The 14,397-nt window shown below is 67.1% G+C and carries 18 protein-coding genes; 8 read left to right on the top strand and 10 right to left on the bottom strand.

Going from position 1 to position 14,397, the window contains the following annotated elements; translation table 11 throughout:
• Positions 1 to 14: 14 nt before the first annotated feature.
• A complete protein-coding gene (gene pdtaS / locus AWC18_RS04620) occupies positions 15 to 1,511 on the bottom strand; it encodes a two-component system sensor histidine kinase PdtaS (RefSeq protein ID WP_064999305.1) in 1,497 nt (498 codons plus the stop codon).
• 25 nt (positions 1,512 to 1,536) lie between these two features.
• On the bottom strand, positions 1,537 to 1,752 hold the full coding sequence (locus tag AWC18_RS04615; protein ID WP_064999322.1) for a biotin/lipoyl-binding carrier protein: 216 nt from the start codon (positions 1,750 to 1,752) through the stop codon (positions 1,537 to 1,539).
• A gap of 263 nt (positions 1,753 to 2,015) precedes the next feature.
• Between AWC18_RS04615 and AWC18_RS04610 the strand changes: the two genes are divergently transcribed.
• Entirely contained in the window at positions 2,016 to 2,525 is a 510-nt protein-coding gene (locus AWC18_RS04610; protein WP_133054978.1) for a hypothetical protein, read from the top strand.
• Positions 2,526 to 2,638: 113 nt separating this feature from the next.
• Complete coding sequence (locus tag AWC18_RS22310; protein ID WP_011728008.1) at positions 2,639 to 2,713, top strand: 50S ribosomal protein bL37; 75 nt, start codon at positions 2,639 to 2,641, stop codon at positions 2,711 to 2,713.
• A gap of 100 nt (positions 2,714 to 2,813) precedes the next feature.
• Here AWC18_RS22310 and rsrA read toward each other — a convergent pair whose 3' ends face one another.
• On the bottom strand, positions 2,814 to 3,113 hold the full coding sequence (rsrA, locus tag AWC18_RS04605; RefSeq protein ID WP_085137913.1) for a mycothiol system anti-sigma-R factor: 300 nt from the start codon (positions 3,111 to 3,113) through the stop codon (positions 2,814 to 2,816).
• Entirely contained in the window at positions 3,110 to 3,778 is a 669-nt protein-coding gene (locus AWC18_RS04600) for a sigma-70 family RNA polymerase sigma factor (protein ID WP_420093307.1), read from the bottom strand. Before AWC18_RS04600 ends, rsrA begins: the two co-directional genes overlap by 4 nt.
• Positions 3,779 to 3,981: 203 nt before the next feature.
• Between AWC18_RS04600 and AWC18_RS04595 the strand changes: the two genes are divergently transcribed.
• Positions 3,982 to 4,476, top strand: coding sequence for an aminoacyl-tRNA deacylase (locus AWC18_RS04595; RefSeq protein WP_085137910.1), 495 nt, complete (start codon positions 3,982 to 3,984; stop codon positions 4,474 to 4,476).
• 18 nt (positions 4,477 to 4,494) lie between these two features.
• Here the strand turns inward: AWC18_RS04595 and AWC18_RS04590 are convergent, their stop codons facing one another.
• From AWC18_RS04590 to AWC18_RS04580, 3 genes are all read right to left on the bottom strand, one after another.
• The gene (locus AWC18_RS04590) at positions 4,495 to 5,013 is read right to left on the bottom strand and encodes an anti-sigma factor antagonist (RefSeq protein ID WP_085137908.1); all 519 of its coding nucleotides are present in this window, start codon (positions 5,011 to 5,013) and stop codon (positions 4,495 to 4,497) included.
• A gap of 111 nt (positions 5,014 to 5,124) precedes the next feature.
• Entirely contained in the window at positions 5,125 to 5,298 is a 174-nt protein-coding gene (locus AWC18_RS04585; protein WP_064999299.1) for a CsbD family protein, read from the bottom strand.
• A gap of 86 nt (positions 5,299 to 5,384) precedes the next feature.
• Positions 5,385 to 6,143 carry a TetR/AcrR family transcriptional regulator gene (locus tag AWC18_RS04580; protein ID WP_420093305.1) on the bottom strand — a complete coding sequence of 253 codons (759 nt, stop codon included), beginning with the start codon at positions 6,141 to 6,143 and terminating at the stop codon, positions 5,385 to 5,387.
• A gap of 222 nt (positions 6,144 to 6,365) precedes the next feature.
• On the opposite strand from AWC18_RS04580, the gene AWC18_RS04575 reads away from it, so the two are divergent.
• Entirely contained in the window at positions 6,366 to 7,226 is an 861-nt protein-coding gene (locus tag AWC18_RS04575; RefSeq protein ID WP_109559986.1) for an SDR family oxidoreductase, read from the top strand.
• 58 nt (positions 7,227 to 7,284) lie between these two features.
• Here the strand turns inward: AWC18_RS04575 and AWC18_RS04570 are convergent, their stop codons facing one another.
• Together AWC18_RS04570 and AWC18_RS04565 are read right to left on the bottom strand one after the other, a co-directional pair.
• Complete coding sequence (locus tag AWC18_RS04570) at positions 7,285 to 8,151, bottom strand: SOS response-associated peptidase (protein WP_085137904.1); 867 nt, start codon at positions 8,149 to 8,151, stop codon at positions 7,285 to 7,287.
• 16 nt (positions 8,152 to 8,167) lie between these two features.
• Positions 8,168 to 8,893, bottom strand: a complete 726-nt coding sequence (locus AWC18_RS04565) for a class I SAM-dependent methyltransferase (protein ID WP_085137902.1) — start codon at positions 8,891 to 8,893, stop codon at positions 8,168 to 8,170.
• Positions 8,894 to 8,985: 92 nt separating this feature from the next.
• Between AWC18_RS04565 and AWC18_RS04560 the strand changes: the two genes are divergently transcribed.
• The 4 genes from AWC18_RS04560 (at position 8,986) to AWC18_RS04545 (ending at position 12,943) form a co-directional block, all read left to right on the top strand.
• Positions 8,986 to 10,035, top strand: a complete 1,050-nt coding sequence (locus AWC18_RS04560; RefSeq protein WP_085137900.1) for an LLM class flavin-dependent oxidoreductase — start codon at positions 8,986 to 8,988, stop codon at positions 10,033 to 10,035.
• Between the two features lie 201 nt (positions 10,036 to 10,236).
• On the top strand, positions 10,237 to 10,536 hold the full coding sequence (locus tag AWC18_RS04555; protein WP_085137898.1) for a PE family protein: 300 nt from the start codon (positions 10,237 to 10,239) through the stop codon (positions 10,534 to 10,536).
• Between the two features lie 9 nt (positions 10,537 to 10,545).
• Positions 10,546 to 11,715 carry a PPE family protein gene (locus AWC18_RS04550; protein ID WP_085137897.1) on the top strand — a complete coding sequence of 390 codons (1,170 nt, stop codon included), beginning with the start codon at positions 10,546 to 10,548 and terminating at the stop codon, positions 11,713 to 11,715.
• A gap of 16 nt (positions 11,716 to 11,731) precedes the next feature.
• Positions 11,732 to 12,943 (top strand): PPE family protein, encoded by a 1,212-nt coding sequence (locus AWC18_RS04545; protein WP_085137896.1) that lies wholly within the window; start codon positions 11,732 to 11,734, stop codon positions 12,941 to 12,943.
• Between the two features lie 25 nt (positions 12,944 to 12,968).
• Here the strand turns inward: AWC18_RS04545 and AWC18_RS04540 are convergent, their stop codons facing one another.
• Complete coding sequence (locus AWC18_RS04540; RefSeq protein WP_165757973.1) at positions 12,969 to 14,384, bottom strand: PE-PPE domain-containing protein; 1,416 nt, start codon at positions 14,382 to 14,384, stop codon at positions 12,969 to 12,971.
• Positions 14,385 to 14,397: the final 13 nt, after the last annotated feature.

Genomic DNA, 14,397 nt, shown 5'->3' with positions numbered 1-14,397 from the left:
GAAGCCCAGGAAGCTCACAACGCCTGACGGAGCCGGCGACCCCCGACCGGAATCCGCAGCACCATCTCGGTCCCCCCACCTGGCGCGTCTTGCGCGGTCAGCGAGCCGTTGAGCTCCGCTGAGACCAGCGTGTTGACGATCTGCAGGCCCAGCCGGTCGGAGGTTTCCAGCCGGAACCCGTCGGGAAGTCCGTGACCGTCATCGCGAACCACCACGTCGAGCCAGCGCGCCGAGCGTTCAGCCAGGATTGTCACCGCACGCCGATCCGCGTCTGGCCCGAAGGCATGCTCGATCGCGTTCTGCACCAGTTCGGTGATCACCATGATCAAGGCGGTGGCCCGGTCGGCGTCCAGCGGACCGATCGAACCGATCCGGGCGATATGGATCGGGATATCCACGCTGGCAACGTCATTCATCATCGGCAGGATGCGGTCGATCACCTTGTCGAGGTTCACCACTTCGTCGACCGACATCGACAGCGCTTCGTGGACCAAAGCGATCGACGACACCCGCCGCACTGACTCCAGCAGCGCCTCACGCCCTTCGGTACTGGCGGTACGGCGGGCCTGGAGCCGCAGCAGTGCCGCCACGGTCTGCAGGTTGTTCTTCACCCGGTGGTGGATTTCTCGAATGGTCGCGTCCTTGGAGAGCAGCGCGCGGTCGCGGCGCTTCACCTCGGTGACATCGCGCACCAGCACCGCGGCCCCGGCCGGCTGGCCGTGCACGATCAGCGGCAGGGTCCGCAGCAGCACCACCGCTCCGGCCGCGTCGACCTCGAACCGCATGCTCGATCCCCCGGAGAGTGACTCACGCACATGCTCGGCCAGCTCGTGCGCCTCGAACGGATCGGAGATCAGCGGTCGGGTGATGGCGACCAGGTCATGCCCCGCCAGCTCGGCGGCCAGGCCCATGCGGTGGTAAGCCGACACGGCATTCGGGCTGGCGTATCGGACCGTGCCGTCGACGGCCAGCCGGATGAAGCCGTCTCCCACTCGCGGACTCGAGCGTGACACCGCGATGTCGCCGACGTCGGGGAAGGTGCCCTCAGAGAGCATGTGCACCAGGTCTGCCGCGCAATCCAAGTAGGCCGCCTCCAGCCGGCTGGACTCACGGCCGCCCGTCAGCGCGGTCTGGTGGGTCAACACGGCCACAATCCGATCGCCGTGCCGTACCGGCACCGCTTCGATATTGCGTTGTCCGGCAGCGCCTTCCGAGCCTTCGCGCCAAATCGTGCCCGACTCGAACGCCGCGACCGCCAGCGGCATCTGCTCCGGAGCAGCAATGGTGCCGACGGCGTCGCTGAGCAGCACTGTGGGCGCGGTGTTGGGCCGGCATTGCGCCACGCACACCAGTGCTCCGTCGGCGTAGGGGTCGCGGCGCACCCACATCAGGTAATCGGCGAACGACAGGTCCGCCAGCAGTTGCCACTCCCCGACCACGGCATGCAGGTGGTCCACCGCACTGCCGGGCAAGACGGTGTGTTCGGCGAGCAGATCACCGAGGGTTGACATCGGCTAACCTGCGCCGGTCAAGCGATCAGCTGATCACGGCGATCAGATCGCCGGCCTGGATAACGTCACCGACTTGCACGGCGACCTTGGTGATGGTGCCGGCGACCTCGGCCAGCACCGGGATCTCCATCTTCATCGACTCCAGCAGCACCACGGTGTCGCCCTCGTTGACCTGGTCGCCCTCGTGGACCACCACTTCGAGCACGCTGGCCACGATCTCCGCGCGAACGTCCTCGGCCATCTTCACCTCGTTCATCACCAGTTCAACGATTGCGTACATCAAAAAGCTAGGCCCTATCGAACCACAACCCCCTCGGGCCGTCGGGCACGGCGTTCGGGTAAGCGAACTCCAAGATAAATAAGAGGACTTAGAGAGTTCGATCCGTGATCGTGTCGTGTTTCTGTTGTGACAATTGCATAGCACCGTTACTCGAGTGTTTTGAACGCGTGACGAAATCGCCGTGACGCGGCACAAGTTGAGATCGAACTTGAGGGAGTAGCGCGTTGTCTGTAAACCGTCTTGCCCAGCCCCGAGTGCGGCTGACCCTGATCTGCGCCGCGTCGATGGCGCTCGCCACGCTGGGATTCGGCGTCGCGTCCGCCAAAGCGGCGCCGACACTGGTCGATGACTCGCTGCCGATCCCGACCCCCCTCGACACCCCGCTGGGCGCCCCCAGTCCCCTCGGCGTGCCCAACGCACTGGGCGCCCCCAGCCCGCTCGGCGTGCCCAACGCGCTGGGTGCCCCCAGCCCGCTCGGCGTGCCCGGACCGGCCGTAGGAAGCTCTTCGGCGGGCGTGAACGCCGCGAACTCGTTCCTGCAGGTGCTCAACGGCATGCTCAACAAGGTGGTGCCCGGCGTCGGCTCGATCATGCCGACCGATGTCAGCTCGCTGACGCCGCCCGGAACTCCCATGTCCGCGGTGCCCGCACTGGAAAACCCGCCGGCCCCTCCGACCCCGCCCGCGCTCGTGCCGCAGACCCTGGCCGGCGCGCGGACCTTCTCGGTGCACTGAGCACGACCGCGGTGCGGTGATGCGACGGCGGGGCCGATTCCAGGCCCCGCCACGCGTCACACCCGGCGGTGTGAAAGACTGACCAGCCGGAATACCTGCTAGGAGGGCCAATCATGGCAAAACGTGGCCGCAAGAAGCGCGATCGCAAGCACAGCAAAGCCAACCACGGCAAGCGACCCAACGCTTAGAGCGTCGGTTCAGCCGCACCATAAGAGCTGACTGCAAGCCCGGCCTCAGGCCGGGCTTGCTGCCGTTAGCGGCTATGCCGGGCCATGTTGGCGACCCGACTCAGCCCTCGCGGTGGATGATCGTGGTCCGGCTGATCTCCAGCCGTACTCGTTCGTAGAGGCGCCGCGGAGCCTTGTCGCCACTGCACTTGCGAGCGATCAGCGTCTTGATCCGTTCCTCGACCCCGTAGTGGCGCAGACAGCCCGGGCATTGCTCCAGGTGCTGACGCAGCTTCTCCTTGGTCTCCGCCGTGCATTCGCCGTCGAGCAGCGTCCATACCTCGGCGATCACCTCCGAGCAGTTGGCGTCGGCTCCGCCGGCGTCCGGCGGGGTGTTGCAGTCCGGCGAGTGGTCGGTCACGACGACACCTCCTCTGAAGCCTGACCGTCGCGGATGAATCCACGGTCGCGGGCTACATCGGCCAGCAGACTGCGCAACTGTCGCCTGCCGCGGTGCAGGCGCGACATCACCGTGCCGATCGGCGTATCCATGATCTCGGCGATCTCCTTGTACGGGAATCCTTCGACGTCGGCGTAATACACCGCCATCCGGAACTCTTCGGGAAGCTGCTGCAGTGCCTCTTTGATCTCTGTGTCAGGCAGCGTCTCCAGCGCTTCCACCTCTGCCGAGCGCAGCCCCGTCGAAGTGTGCTCGGCGTTGGCAGCCAGTTGCCAGTCGGTGATCTCGTCGGTCGGATACTCCGCGGGGCTGCGCTGCTTCTTGCGGTAGCTGTTGATATAGCTGTTAGTCAGAATGCGGTACAGCCACGCCTTGAGATTGGTGCCGTCCCGAAACGAGCGGAACCCGGCGTAGGCCTTGACCATGGTCTCCTGCAACAGATCCTCCGCGTCGGCCGGATTGCGCGTCATGCGCAGCGCACCGCCGTAGAGCTGGTCGAGCAGGGGGATCGCGTCGCGTTCGAACCGAGCTGTCAGCTGCTCGTCGGTCTCATCCGAACGCACCGGAACGTTGCCATCTGTCGACGCTTCGGTTCCGATACCGGGCGCACTCTCGCCGTCAGCCATCTCGATCGCTGCTGTCCCTTCTGTCGCGGTGCCCACAACCAGCCCAGCCGATAGCTCGCGTTCCAGCAGACCGATCGCCGTTGACATAGGCGACTCCTTTCCGATCCTAGGGCCGTGACCGACGGCCGGGCGCAGCGACCACGCCAACCGCCTTACTCAACAGCGTCGGCCGCGGGGCTAATTCCCGGCCGTATCCTGGCGCGGTGAGTCGCGCGGCAACCCGAGCCATCGCCGCCCTGATCGCTGCGCAGGTGCCCTACGAGGTGCTGCGTTACCACCATCAGCCCGACCAGCGCGCTTTCGGGGCCGAAGCCGTCGAGCAGCTCGCAGCCCAGGGGCCCGACGGCGTACGACCCGAACAGATCTTCACGACGCTGGTGGTGGCAATTCCGCGCGGGCTGGCGGTCGCGGTGCTGCCGGTTCCGGCGAAGCTGTCGCTCAAGGCGGTCGCCGCCGCCTTCGGGGTGCCCAAGGCCGCGATGGCCGACCCGGCGGCGGCACAACGGGCGACCGGTTACGTCCTGGGCGGGATCTCGCCGCTCGGGCAGCGCAAGGCTCTGCCGACGGTGGTGGACACCTCAGCGCTGGGTTATGACCGGGTGCTGTGCAGCGCGGGGCAACGCGGCTGGGACGTGGCGGTGGCACCCGCGGATCTGATCCGCCTGACCAGTGCGATCACCGCCGACATACAGGCGTAGTGACCGCGGTTGCCACCGTCAGCCGTCCAGGAGTGGCCCGAGATCATTGCGCGCGCCACCGAGGACGTCGTCAACGCTTCCCGCGAAGGCCAATTCGGCATCGAGACCCGTGGCAGCCAGCACGCGGGCAACGATGTGTTGGTCGCTGACCAGACAAAGCCGGATGCCGCGGCGGCGGCAGCCGGCCGATTCCTCGACCAGCAACGGAAATGCGCAGATGGCCATGAACTCCAGTCCGCTGGTGTCGATGATCAATGGTCCGGGAGCTGTGACCACCGCCGCGGCTTCCCCCACCAGCCGCCGCCAGAGGGCGATGTTGGACGCATCAACGCTGCCACCTGCATGTACCAGCAGTGCTGAACCGCGACGCTCCACCAGGACGTGCAGCTCTTCTTCGACCGCGCCGCCCGGGGCGTCCCGCGCCTGGAGGCCGGCCGTGTGGGCCGGGGGCGCAGACGTGTTCGCCCGCTCGGATGCGGCGGCTTTTCGGCGCCCGGCGGTGCCACGGCTGAGTTTACGGCGCAAACCGGACAGCATGTGCTCGAAGCTACGCGCGTTTGTTTACGTTGTAAACCTAGGCCGCGGACGCCCCGAAGATGCCACCGCCCCGCGCGCCTTATTCGGCGCGCGGGGCGGTGTTCTCGCCTGCTAGTTCCTGAAGGCGTCCTTGACGTTCTCGCCGGCCTTCTTCAGGCTCGACTTGCCCTGGTCGACCTTGCCCTCGTTTTTGAGGTCGTTATCGCCGGTGACCTTGCCGGCGGCTTCCTTCGCCTTGCCCGCGACATCCTGTGCGGCGTTCCTGGCTTTGTCTGCCCAACCCATCGTGAGCCCCTCCCATGTGTGACAGCGTTGCAGTACACGCGATACCCACGGCATTTACGCCGTAAACATCAGGCGGGTTTGCTGTCTCACCGCCGTACGAGCAGCAGCTCGAGCCGGTCCAGCATGGACTCCAGCGCCTCCTCGAATTCGGCGGCGCTGCGATCCTGCGACAGCTTCGGCTGCAGGCGCAGCAGGTGCGGGTAGGCGGTCAGGTCGCGCACGCAGCGCTCGCCCCGGTCATCGAGGAGGGCCTCGTCGGGGTGCAGTTCGGCACCGCGTGCCGACACTTCCAGGAGTAGGTGACCGATGAGGAACGTGGTGTAGGAGCGGTAGGCCGCCACCGCGGCACCGTCATCGAATCCGTAGGAGATCAGCGTGTCCAGGAAACTCTCCATCCACCGCAGACTGCGCAGTGGAGGTCGAACCCAGGGCGCCTCCGGCGCCTGGGTGGCGACCAGCGGGAACACCTCGGGATGGTCGAGCGCGATCTGGCGTACCCCGTGGGCCAGCCGCACGAGGTAGTCCTGCCAGCCGTCTTCCTGGCGCCGGGCCGCGAGCTGGTCCGCGTACAGCCGGTCGATGATGTGGTCCACGACGCCGCTGAGCAGGTCACCACGCCCATGCACATAGCGGTAGAGCGCCATCGCCTCGACCCCGCAGGCCGCGCCCAGGGCGCGCATCGTCAATTTCGACAGCCCCTGGCGATCGATGAAGTCGATGGCCATCTCCAGGATGCCCTCACGGCTCAGCTGCGCCGACGGGCGGGAGCCGTCGAATCTGCCGAAGGTGTCGGGCGGCTCGGTCTCGGCGGGCAGCCGCTGAGCACCGAGGTCATCGGCATCCACGTGGACCCCCTCTCAGTGCACCGACCAGACGGCCAGCGGACCACGACAAGTCCCGCGCGTGGCAGCGATCCCCGCTGCCACGCGGCGGACCTGAGGCCGAATGTCCACCGGGGGTCAGTTTACGTCGTAAGCGCGACCCAGCCGCCGGAACAGTCCTACCGCCGAGACGAAATGATCCGCAGCACCCACGCTGCGCGGTCCCCACGGCCTAGGCTGACAGCCATGCCCAATTCAGGCCCTCTCTCCGGTAAAACCATGTTCATTTCGGGTGCCAGCCGTGGCATCGGGCTGGCGATCGCCAAGCGGGCCGCCCGAGACGGCGCCAACATCGCGCTGATCGCCAAGACCGCCGAACCCCACCCGAGGCTCGACGGCACGATCTACACCGCGGCCGCCGAAATCGAAGAGGCCGGCGGACAGGCGCTGCCGATCGTCGGTGACATCCGCGACGGAGATGCCGTGGCAGGGGCGGTGGCCGCCGCCGTCGAACGGTTCGGCGGGATCGACATCTGTGTGAACAACGCCTCGGCGATCAACCTCGGTTCGATACTCGAGGTGCCGCTCAAGCGCTTCGACCTGATGAACGGCATCGAGGTGCGCGGCACCTACGCGGTGTCGCAGGCCTGCATCCCGCACATGATCGGCCGCGACAATCCGCACATCCTGACGCTCTCGCCGCCGATCCGGTTGGAGCCTCAATGGCTCAAGCCCACCGCTTACATGATGGCCAAGTTCGGGATGACGCTGTGCGCGCTCGGCATGGCCGAGGAGCTGCGCGGGCACGGTATCGCCTCCAACACGCTGTGGCCGCGCACCATGATCGCGACCGCTGCGGTGCAGAACCTGCTCGGCGGGGATGAGGCGATGGCACGCTCTCGCACTCCCGAGATCTACGCCGACGCCGCATACGCCATCGTGACCAAGCCGGCCCGCGAGTACACCGGCAACTCCCTGCTGTGCGAGGACGTGCTGGTGGACTCCGGCGTCACCGATCTGTCGGTCTATGACTGCGTGCCCGGCAGCGACCTGGGCGTGGACTTGTGGGTCGACTCGGTCAACCCGCCCGGGTACGTGCAGCCCTGACCGGGCTGGGTCTCACCGACGAGGAATACGCGTTGGAGCAGCGCAGTCTGGTCGGTCGTCAGAGCAGGTAGGCCTGCTCGGGTTGCGGCTTGGCCGGTGCGATCAGCTCGGGTGAGTTGTTGCGCACGCTGTTGACCAGCGTCGAGACCTCACGCACCGCGATCCCGGTGACGTCCGGCGGGCGGGCCAGCAGCGTGGTGTCGACATCCGAGTCCGGGTTCAGCCAAGTGTCCCAATGGTTTTCGGGCAACAGCAACGGCATCCGGTCGTGAATCCCCGCCAGTTCCCCGACGGCCTCGGTGGTGATGATCGCGACGCTGAGCACCGCGTCGGACAGCCGGTTGGGGCGCCAGACCGACCACAGGCCGGCCGCATACAGCATGGCGCCGTCACCGTGGATGTAGAACGGCGTCTTGCGTGCGCCGCGTCGGGCCTGGCCGGACGGTGCCGGCTTCACCTCACCTGCGTCGAGCCGCACTGAACCACCCGGCTCTGCGCGCCATTCGTAGTAGCCGCTCATCGGCACCAGGCAGCGCCGCCGCTCTGCCGCCACACGGAACGCCGGTGAGGTGGTGACCTTGTCGGCGCGGGCATTGATCAACAACGGGCCACCGGACGCCGGTGCCCCGTCGGGACCGGCCTCGGTCCACGGCGGCACCAGTCCCCAGCGCATCAGCCGGAGCCGTCGCGTCGGCTGATCACCGTGTTCATGCGGCGGTCCCAGCTTCTCCTGTCCTTCGTCGAGGCTTGCTGAACCGCCGTCTTGATGCCCCTCGGGGTGCCTGCTGACCAAGGTCGCGATGCCGTCAGTGGGGGCCACGTTGTAATTCGGGCCGGTCGCGGCGTCGGCCGGTATCTCATTGATCGCATCGATCCGGGCAGCCAGCAACGCCGGATCAGTGGTTACCGCGAAACGCCCGCACATACCTTCATGGTGACAGCTAATCGAGGCGGGTGGCGGCGACCGCCCAGAACGGCATGTGCACCAGGTTGTCTTCGAGCAGCGGTTGCAGGTACGCGAATCGCTCGGCCAGCGCCCGTACCCCTGGCAGCAGGTCCTCGCGGCCCATCGCCTCCATGACCGCAATCATGTCGGTGAAGGCGCTGGGTTCGAACGTGCCTTGGTAAGTCGTGGTCCCGATGTGGTCGATGCGCCATCCGGCGGATTCGAGCAGCGGGCCGAAGCGCTCGGGTGACATTCCGTCCAATTGCCAGCCGTTGACGTTGTGGCGTCCGGCTTCGAACATGAACAGCCGTGCTTGGGGCTTGGTGGCCCGGTGCAGGTTGTGCGCGTATCGCAGCTGGGTTTCTTCATCGTCTTGGAACAGGTGGTAGAACGCGCTGTCGACCACCGTGTCGAAGCGGCCGTCGAACCCGATGAGCTCCACTGCGTCGGCCACCTGGAAATCCACGCTCACACCGGCTTGGGCCGCGTTACGTTGCGCGGCCGCGATGGCGGCTGGAGAAGAGTCCAGCCCGGTGGTCGAATAGCCATGGGCTGCATAGTGAATCGCGTGGTGCCCCGAACCGGTACCGGGGTCGAGAACTTTGCCGCGCAGCGCTCCGCAAGCCACCAGTTGTTCCACCACCGGCTGCGGACGGCCGATCTCCCACGGCTCGGGGGGGCTGGCCGGCGTCATGTTGCCGAGCTCGTCATCGGTGTCCATCACCGGTAACTGTGCGTGAGTCGGGTTAACGAAATCAGAACGCGTGATGTACGAACGGCGACAGCCGCCCCGGTGATGGCAAGATCGCCGCTGTGCGCCTCTCCGTCCTCGACCTCACGCCGGTCCGCGCCGACCAGACAACCCCGGACGCGCTGGCGGCGACGATGCGACTCGCGAGGATGGCCGACGACCTCGGCTACACCCGCTACTGGCTTGCCGAGCACCACAATCTCCCCTCGGTTGCCGCCACCAGTCCGGCCGTGCTGACCGCGATGATCGCCGCTGCCACGTCGCATATTCGCGTCGGTGCGGGCGGAGTCATGCTGCCCAATCATGCACCGCTGGCCGTGGCCGAGCAGTTCGCGCTGCTGGAGGCTGCCCACCCCGGCCGGATCGACCTGGGGATCGGGCGGGCACCCGGCGCCGACCCGATCGCGACCACGGTGTTGCGCGGCGGTCGCGACGACCGCACCACCGATCAGTTCCCCGATCACCTCGACGACGTGATCGCCCTGCTGGGCCCCGCCGGTGTGTCGCTGCAGCTGCCCGATCGCAGTTACCTGCTCAAGTCGACGCCCCACGCACTGACGCGACCGCGGGTCTTCGTGCTGGGCTCGTCGGTGGAATCGGCCGGCGTCGCCGCCGCCAAGGGACTGCCCTATGTGTTCGGTCACCATCTGTTCGGCGAGCAAACCGGCGAGGCACTGGAGTGTTACCGCTCACAGTTCGTGCCGAGCGAGTTCGCCGCCGGACCGGTCGCATTCCTGACGGTCAACGTCGTCGTTGCCGAAACACAGCAGGCAGCAACGGATTTGATCCTCCCCTACCTGCAGATGCATGCCCGCGCGGCAACCGGGCAACCGCAGCGGCCCGTGGAGTTGGTCGAAGACGCCCAAGAGACCACGCTGACCCCCCAGCAACACCAGGTCGCGCAACGCGAACTCGAGCGGGCCGTGGTCGGCACGCCGTCCGACGCGCTGGCGCAGTTGCAGGATCTGGCGAACAGGTTCGGCGTGGACGAGGTGATGCTCAACCCGGTCGCATCGGCCCGGCGGGGAACCGACCCCGCCACCGCTCCGGGACGGGAATCGACCCTGCGTTTGTTGGCCGACGCGGTGCGGGCAATGGTGAACAACAGGTGAAGGCAAACCAACGCCCCGGAGACGCCTGGTGAAAATTTCGGCTGCGTTTGCCAACTGTCAATGAACAGCTGCTGACAGTCTCCGAAAAGGCCCTTTCGAGGCTGCATTTCGGCAGTCAGATCGCATAACGTCGGCCCTGCGCTCAATGGCGTCGCGGTCGTCAATTTTGCGATCGCGGAGAGACTTCGACGAGGAGCATTCATGTCGTTCGTCACCACGCAGCCCGAGGCGCTGCTGGCTGCGGTCGCCAATCTGCGGACCATCGGGTCGGCGCTGGCCGCCCACAGTGCCGCAGTCGCCACGCCCACCACCGGTGTGGTCCCGGCTGCTGCGGACGAAGTTTCGGCGCTGACCGCTGCCCAGTTCGCCGCCCACGGCCAGACCTACCAGGCGGTGAGCGCCCAGGCGCTGGCCGTCCACGAGATGTTCGTCAACGCGCTGAGCAAGGGCGCCACCGAATACGCCGCTACCGAGGCTGCCAACGCAGCCGCAGCCGGTTAGGCCACCGCGATGGACTACTTGTCGACACCGCCGGAGATCACCTCCACGTTGATCTACTCCGGGCCGGGCTCGGAGCCGATGGTCGTGGCTTCCTCGGCGTGGAGCTCACTGGCCGCAGAACTGAAATCCATTGCAGCGCAGTATCGGTCCATCATCAGCCAGCTGACTTCAGAGGAATGGCTGGGCCCGGCCTCCACGGCCATGGTCACGGCGGTCACGCCGTATGTGAACTGGATGGAACTCACCGCAGCGCAGGCCGAGCAGGCCGCCGCCCAGGGCCGCGCCGCCGCAGCCGCCTACGAGATGGCACACGCCCAGACGGTGCCGCCGGTTGCGGTCACCGCGAACCGCGAACTCCTGCAGCAGCTGGTCGCCACCAACATCCTCGGACAGAACACCCCGTCGATCGCGGCAACTGAGGCCGAGCACAGCGAGATGTGGGCGCAGGACACGTTGGCGATGTACGGCTACCACGCCCAGTCCAGCGCGGCCACCCAGCTCAACGAGTTCACCTCACCGCCCAACCCGACCAACCCGGGCGGCGACGTCGGGACGGGCACCGCGGCGACCGGCACGGATCAGGCGGCACGGGCATCTACCGCCCTGCAGAACCTGTTCCGCCCGCTGTCGGCCGAAAGCACGGGCACCCCAGCTGATGACATCCTCAAGGACCCCAACTACCTGTTGGGCAAGGACCTCATTGACGAGTCCGTCAGCCAGGTGAGCATGCACTCGAACAACCTCTGTGCGGTCTGGCGTGGCCTCAGCGGTATCACCGGCCTGGAGAAGATGTTTGCCGACGCGGCGAAGGACGCCGCCAAGGGCGCCTCCGGCGCCGCCTCGGGTGCCGCCAGCGCCGCCTCGGGTGCCGCCTCGGGTGCCGCGAAGGCCGCCACCGGTGTCGCGGGCTCCCTGGGTGGCCTCTCGGTGCCGCCGGGCTGGGCCGTTCCCCCGGCACCGGTGACCGCGCTGGGTCCGGTGTCGGGCGGCACCTGGCAGCCGATCGGCGCCGCGGCCGGCAGCGGAATCCTCGGCAACACCCCGATGGCTCCCCCGATGGGGATGGCTGGAATGCCGGCGGGCGCTGCGGGTGCGGCCGGAGCGGGCTTCAAGGGGTTCGGCGGGCCGCGCTACGGAAGCCAGCTCACCGTCATGCCGCGCCGCCCATTCGGCGGATAGCGCCCGAGGGGACTGAGTGATCGACTACGGGGCACTGCCGCCGGAGGTCAATTCCGCACGGATGTACGCGGGAGCCGGCTCCGGCCCGCTGCTGGCAGCTGCGGGGGCCTGGGATGTGCTGGCCCAAGAGTTGAGTCTGACCGCGGCCGCGATCGACATGACCATCGCAGACCTGACCAGCGGCCCGTGGCGTGGGCCGTCAGCCACCGCCATGGCGGCGGCGGCACTGCCCTTCACCACCTGGTTCAAGACCACCGCCGGGCAGGCCGAGCTTGCGGCCTCCCAGGCCAAGGCCGCCGCGGCCGCCTTCGAAGCAGCGTTCGCCATGACGGTTCCGCCGCCCGTCGTGCTGGCCAACCGGGTCCAGCTGATGACGTTGATCGCCACCAACTTCTTCGGTCAGAACACCGCGGCGATCGCAGCCACCGAGGCGCAGTATGCGGAGATGTGGGCGCAGGATGCCACCGCGATGTACACCTACGCGGCCGGCTCTGCAGCGGCAACCCAGCTGTCGGAATTCACCTCTCCGCCGCAGACCACCAATCCGGCCGGGCCCGCGGGCGAGGCCGCCGCCGTCGCCCAGTCCGCTGGAAACTCTGCGGCGTCGCAGACATTGGCCCCGATGCAGTCGGCGGTGCAGGCGGGAATGGCGACGGCGACACCGCCGGTGACGGCCGGGGAGTCCGCAACCGCCGTACCGCCGATGACGGCATTGCTGCAGCAGTACGTCGGCACCTTGAAGTCGATCAACACTTGGAGCCAGTCCTACCTGCTGCCGACACGGTACGTCGAAGGCGTCGGACGGTTTTTCGCCGGCTGGCAACACGCCGGCGCCGGTCCCGCGGGCGTGCGGGACGTCATGGCCGACTTGGCGAAGGGAGCCGAAAGCGCCGCCAAGAACGTGGGAGAGGCCGCCGCCCGAACGTCCGGCTTCAGTTCCGCAACGCCGGCCGGCGCGTTGGGCCGGAGCATGCAGATCGGCGCCCTGTCCGTTCCGCAGAGTTGGCCCGTCGCGCCCAGTACGGCCAATCAGGCTGCGGCGACGCTGATCTCCAGCCGGATGGCTGCCGAGGAGGCCGGTGCGATGCCCCGAGCCGGAATGGCAGGAATGGGCGGGCTGGCAGCGTTGCCGGCGGCCGCCGCCAACGCCGGGCCGACCGGCTTCCGGTTCGTTCCCCGGTACGGCTACCGCCACCGGGTCATGAATCGGCCGCCCAGTGCCGGGTAGGCGCCGGGTAGCACCTCACGGCGAATCAGAGCAGCGCCCCGAGCACGGCGAGCGGGAGTATCCCCACGTCGAGCGCGATTGTGGTGCCGAGAGCATTCAGGAGATCGCCCTCGGCCAATAACGTGGTGAAGACGTCGTAGTTGACCTGCGGGAGGTTGAACAACAACGCGCTGCCCACATCCAGCAGCGGAATGCCGGTGTGCGGTGGGAAGTTGCCGAAAAGATCGTCCAGCGTGGGGAAGTAGGAGAAGAAGTCCGCGATCTCGGTGTCGGAGATCGCGTTGATGAATCCCTCCATCTCGGCGAAGAAGGCTGGCGGCGTGTCGCTCGGGTGCAGGATCTCGTCGAAGAAGTCGGAGACGCCCTGCTGCCAGGCGTTGCTCAGGGCCTGCGGCAGTTCCTGCATGAGCGTCGCCAGCGTGTCCGGATCCGGCAGGAAACCCAACCGAGTCGCCACATCGGCGGGTCCGTCACTCCAGCCGTGTTCGATGCTGCCGTAGCCCAGGTTCACCAGGATGCGCGTGACCGGTTCGAACAAGTCGTAGAGCGCCTGCCCCCCACTGCCGAAGAACAACAGTGGGTACAGCAGCGGCAACCCCTCGGTGGGAATCATGTAGTAGTTGGTCAGCGAATCCTCTGACACGTTGGGCAGCAGGATCGCGTTGGCGATCTGGTCCTCCGTCAGCCCCAGATAGGTGGTGTGCTGGAAGGCGATACCGAAGATCGCGTTGAGAACCGACAGGAAGTTGATCGGGTACTGCGGGAAGTCGGCGAAGCCATCGTATTCCCGGTTGTAGACCTCGGCCTGGTAGAGGTCGGACGGTCCTGCTCCACTGAACGTCAGCCCCAGACTCGGCAGGCTCACCGGCCCGATTTCGGGCAGATTGAAGCGCGAGAGCATGCCACCGTTGGGTGCACTGACGTCGCCGATCATCACGAAATGCACGTAGTCACTGGGCACGCCCGCGTCCGCGAGCTGGTATTGCACCATCGATTCGATGATGGCGCCCTGCGACCAGCCGAACACCACAGCGGGGTTCTCCGCGCTCAGTTCTCCGTTCTGGTATTGAGCCATGATCGCCTCGAAGAGGACCTGTTGGCCCTGCGCCACCGATTCATCCAGCGTTCCGCCGAACGGGCCCAAGAACGGGTAGAGCTGTTGGGGCGTGGTGAGCGCCTGCGTGGTGCCCTCGAAGCCGAGCGGTTCCAGATACAGCGACACAGCGGAGTCGATGTAGCTGGGGCCAGGGGTAGCCAGCCCGCTGCCACCGATGATGAACGCCGTGCCGTTCCCGAGGGATGAGGTCGCGGTAGGGGTGAAGGCGAGTGGGATTGCACCCCATCGTGCGACGGCGGCCGACGGCGCCTGTGGTGCAACGACCAGTCCGGCGCCGACGGCCAAGATCCCGAGGACGGAGCACCCGCGACGTGTCCTGTGCATGGTCTTGCGCTCC

The organism is Mycolicibacter nonchromogenicus (assembly GCF_002101775.1).
In the GTDB taxonomy this organism is placed as follows: Bacteria; Actinomycetota; Actinomycetes; order Mycobacteriales; family Mycobacteriaceae; genus Mycobacterium; species Mycobacterium nonchromogenicum.
Note: the sequence above shows the minus strand (reverse complement) of the source record. Positions and strands in the feature narration are given on the sequence as shown.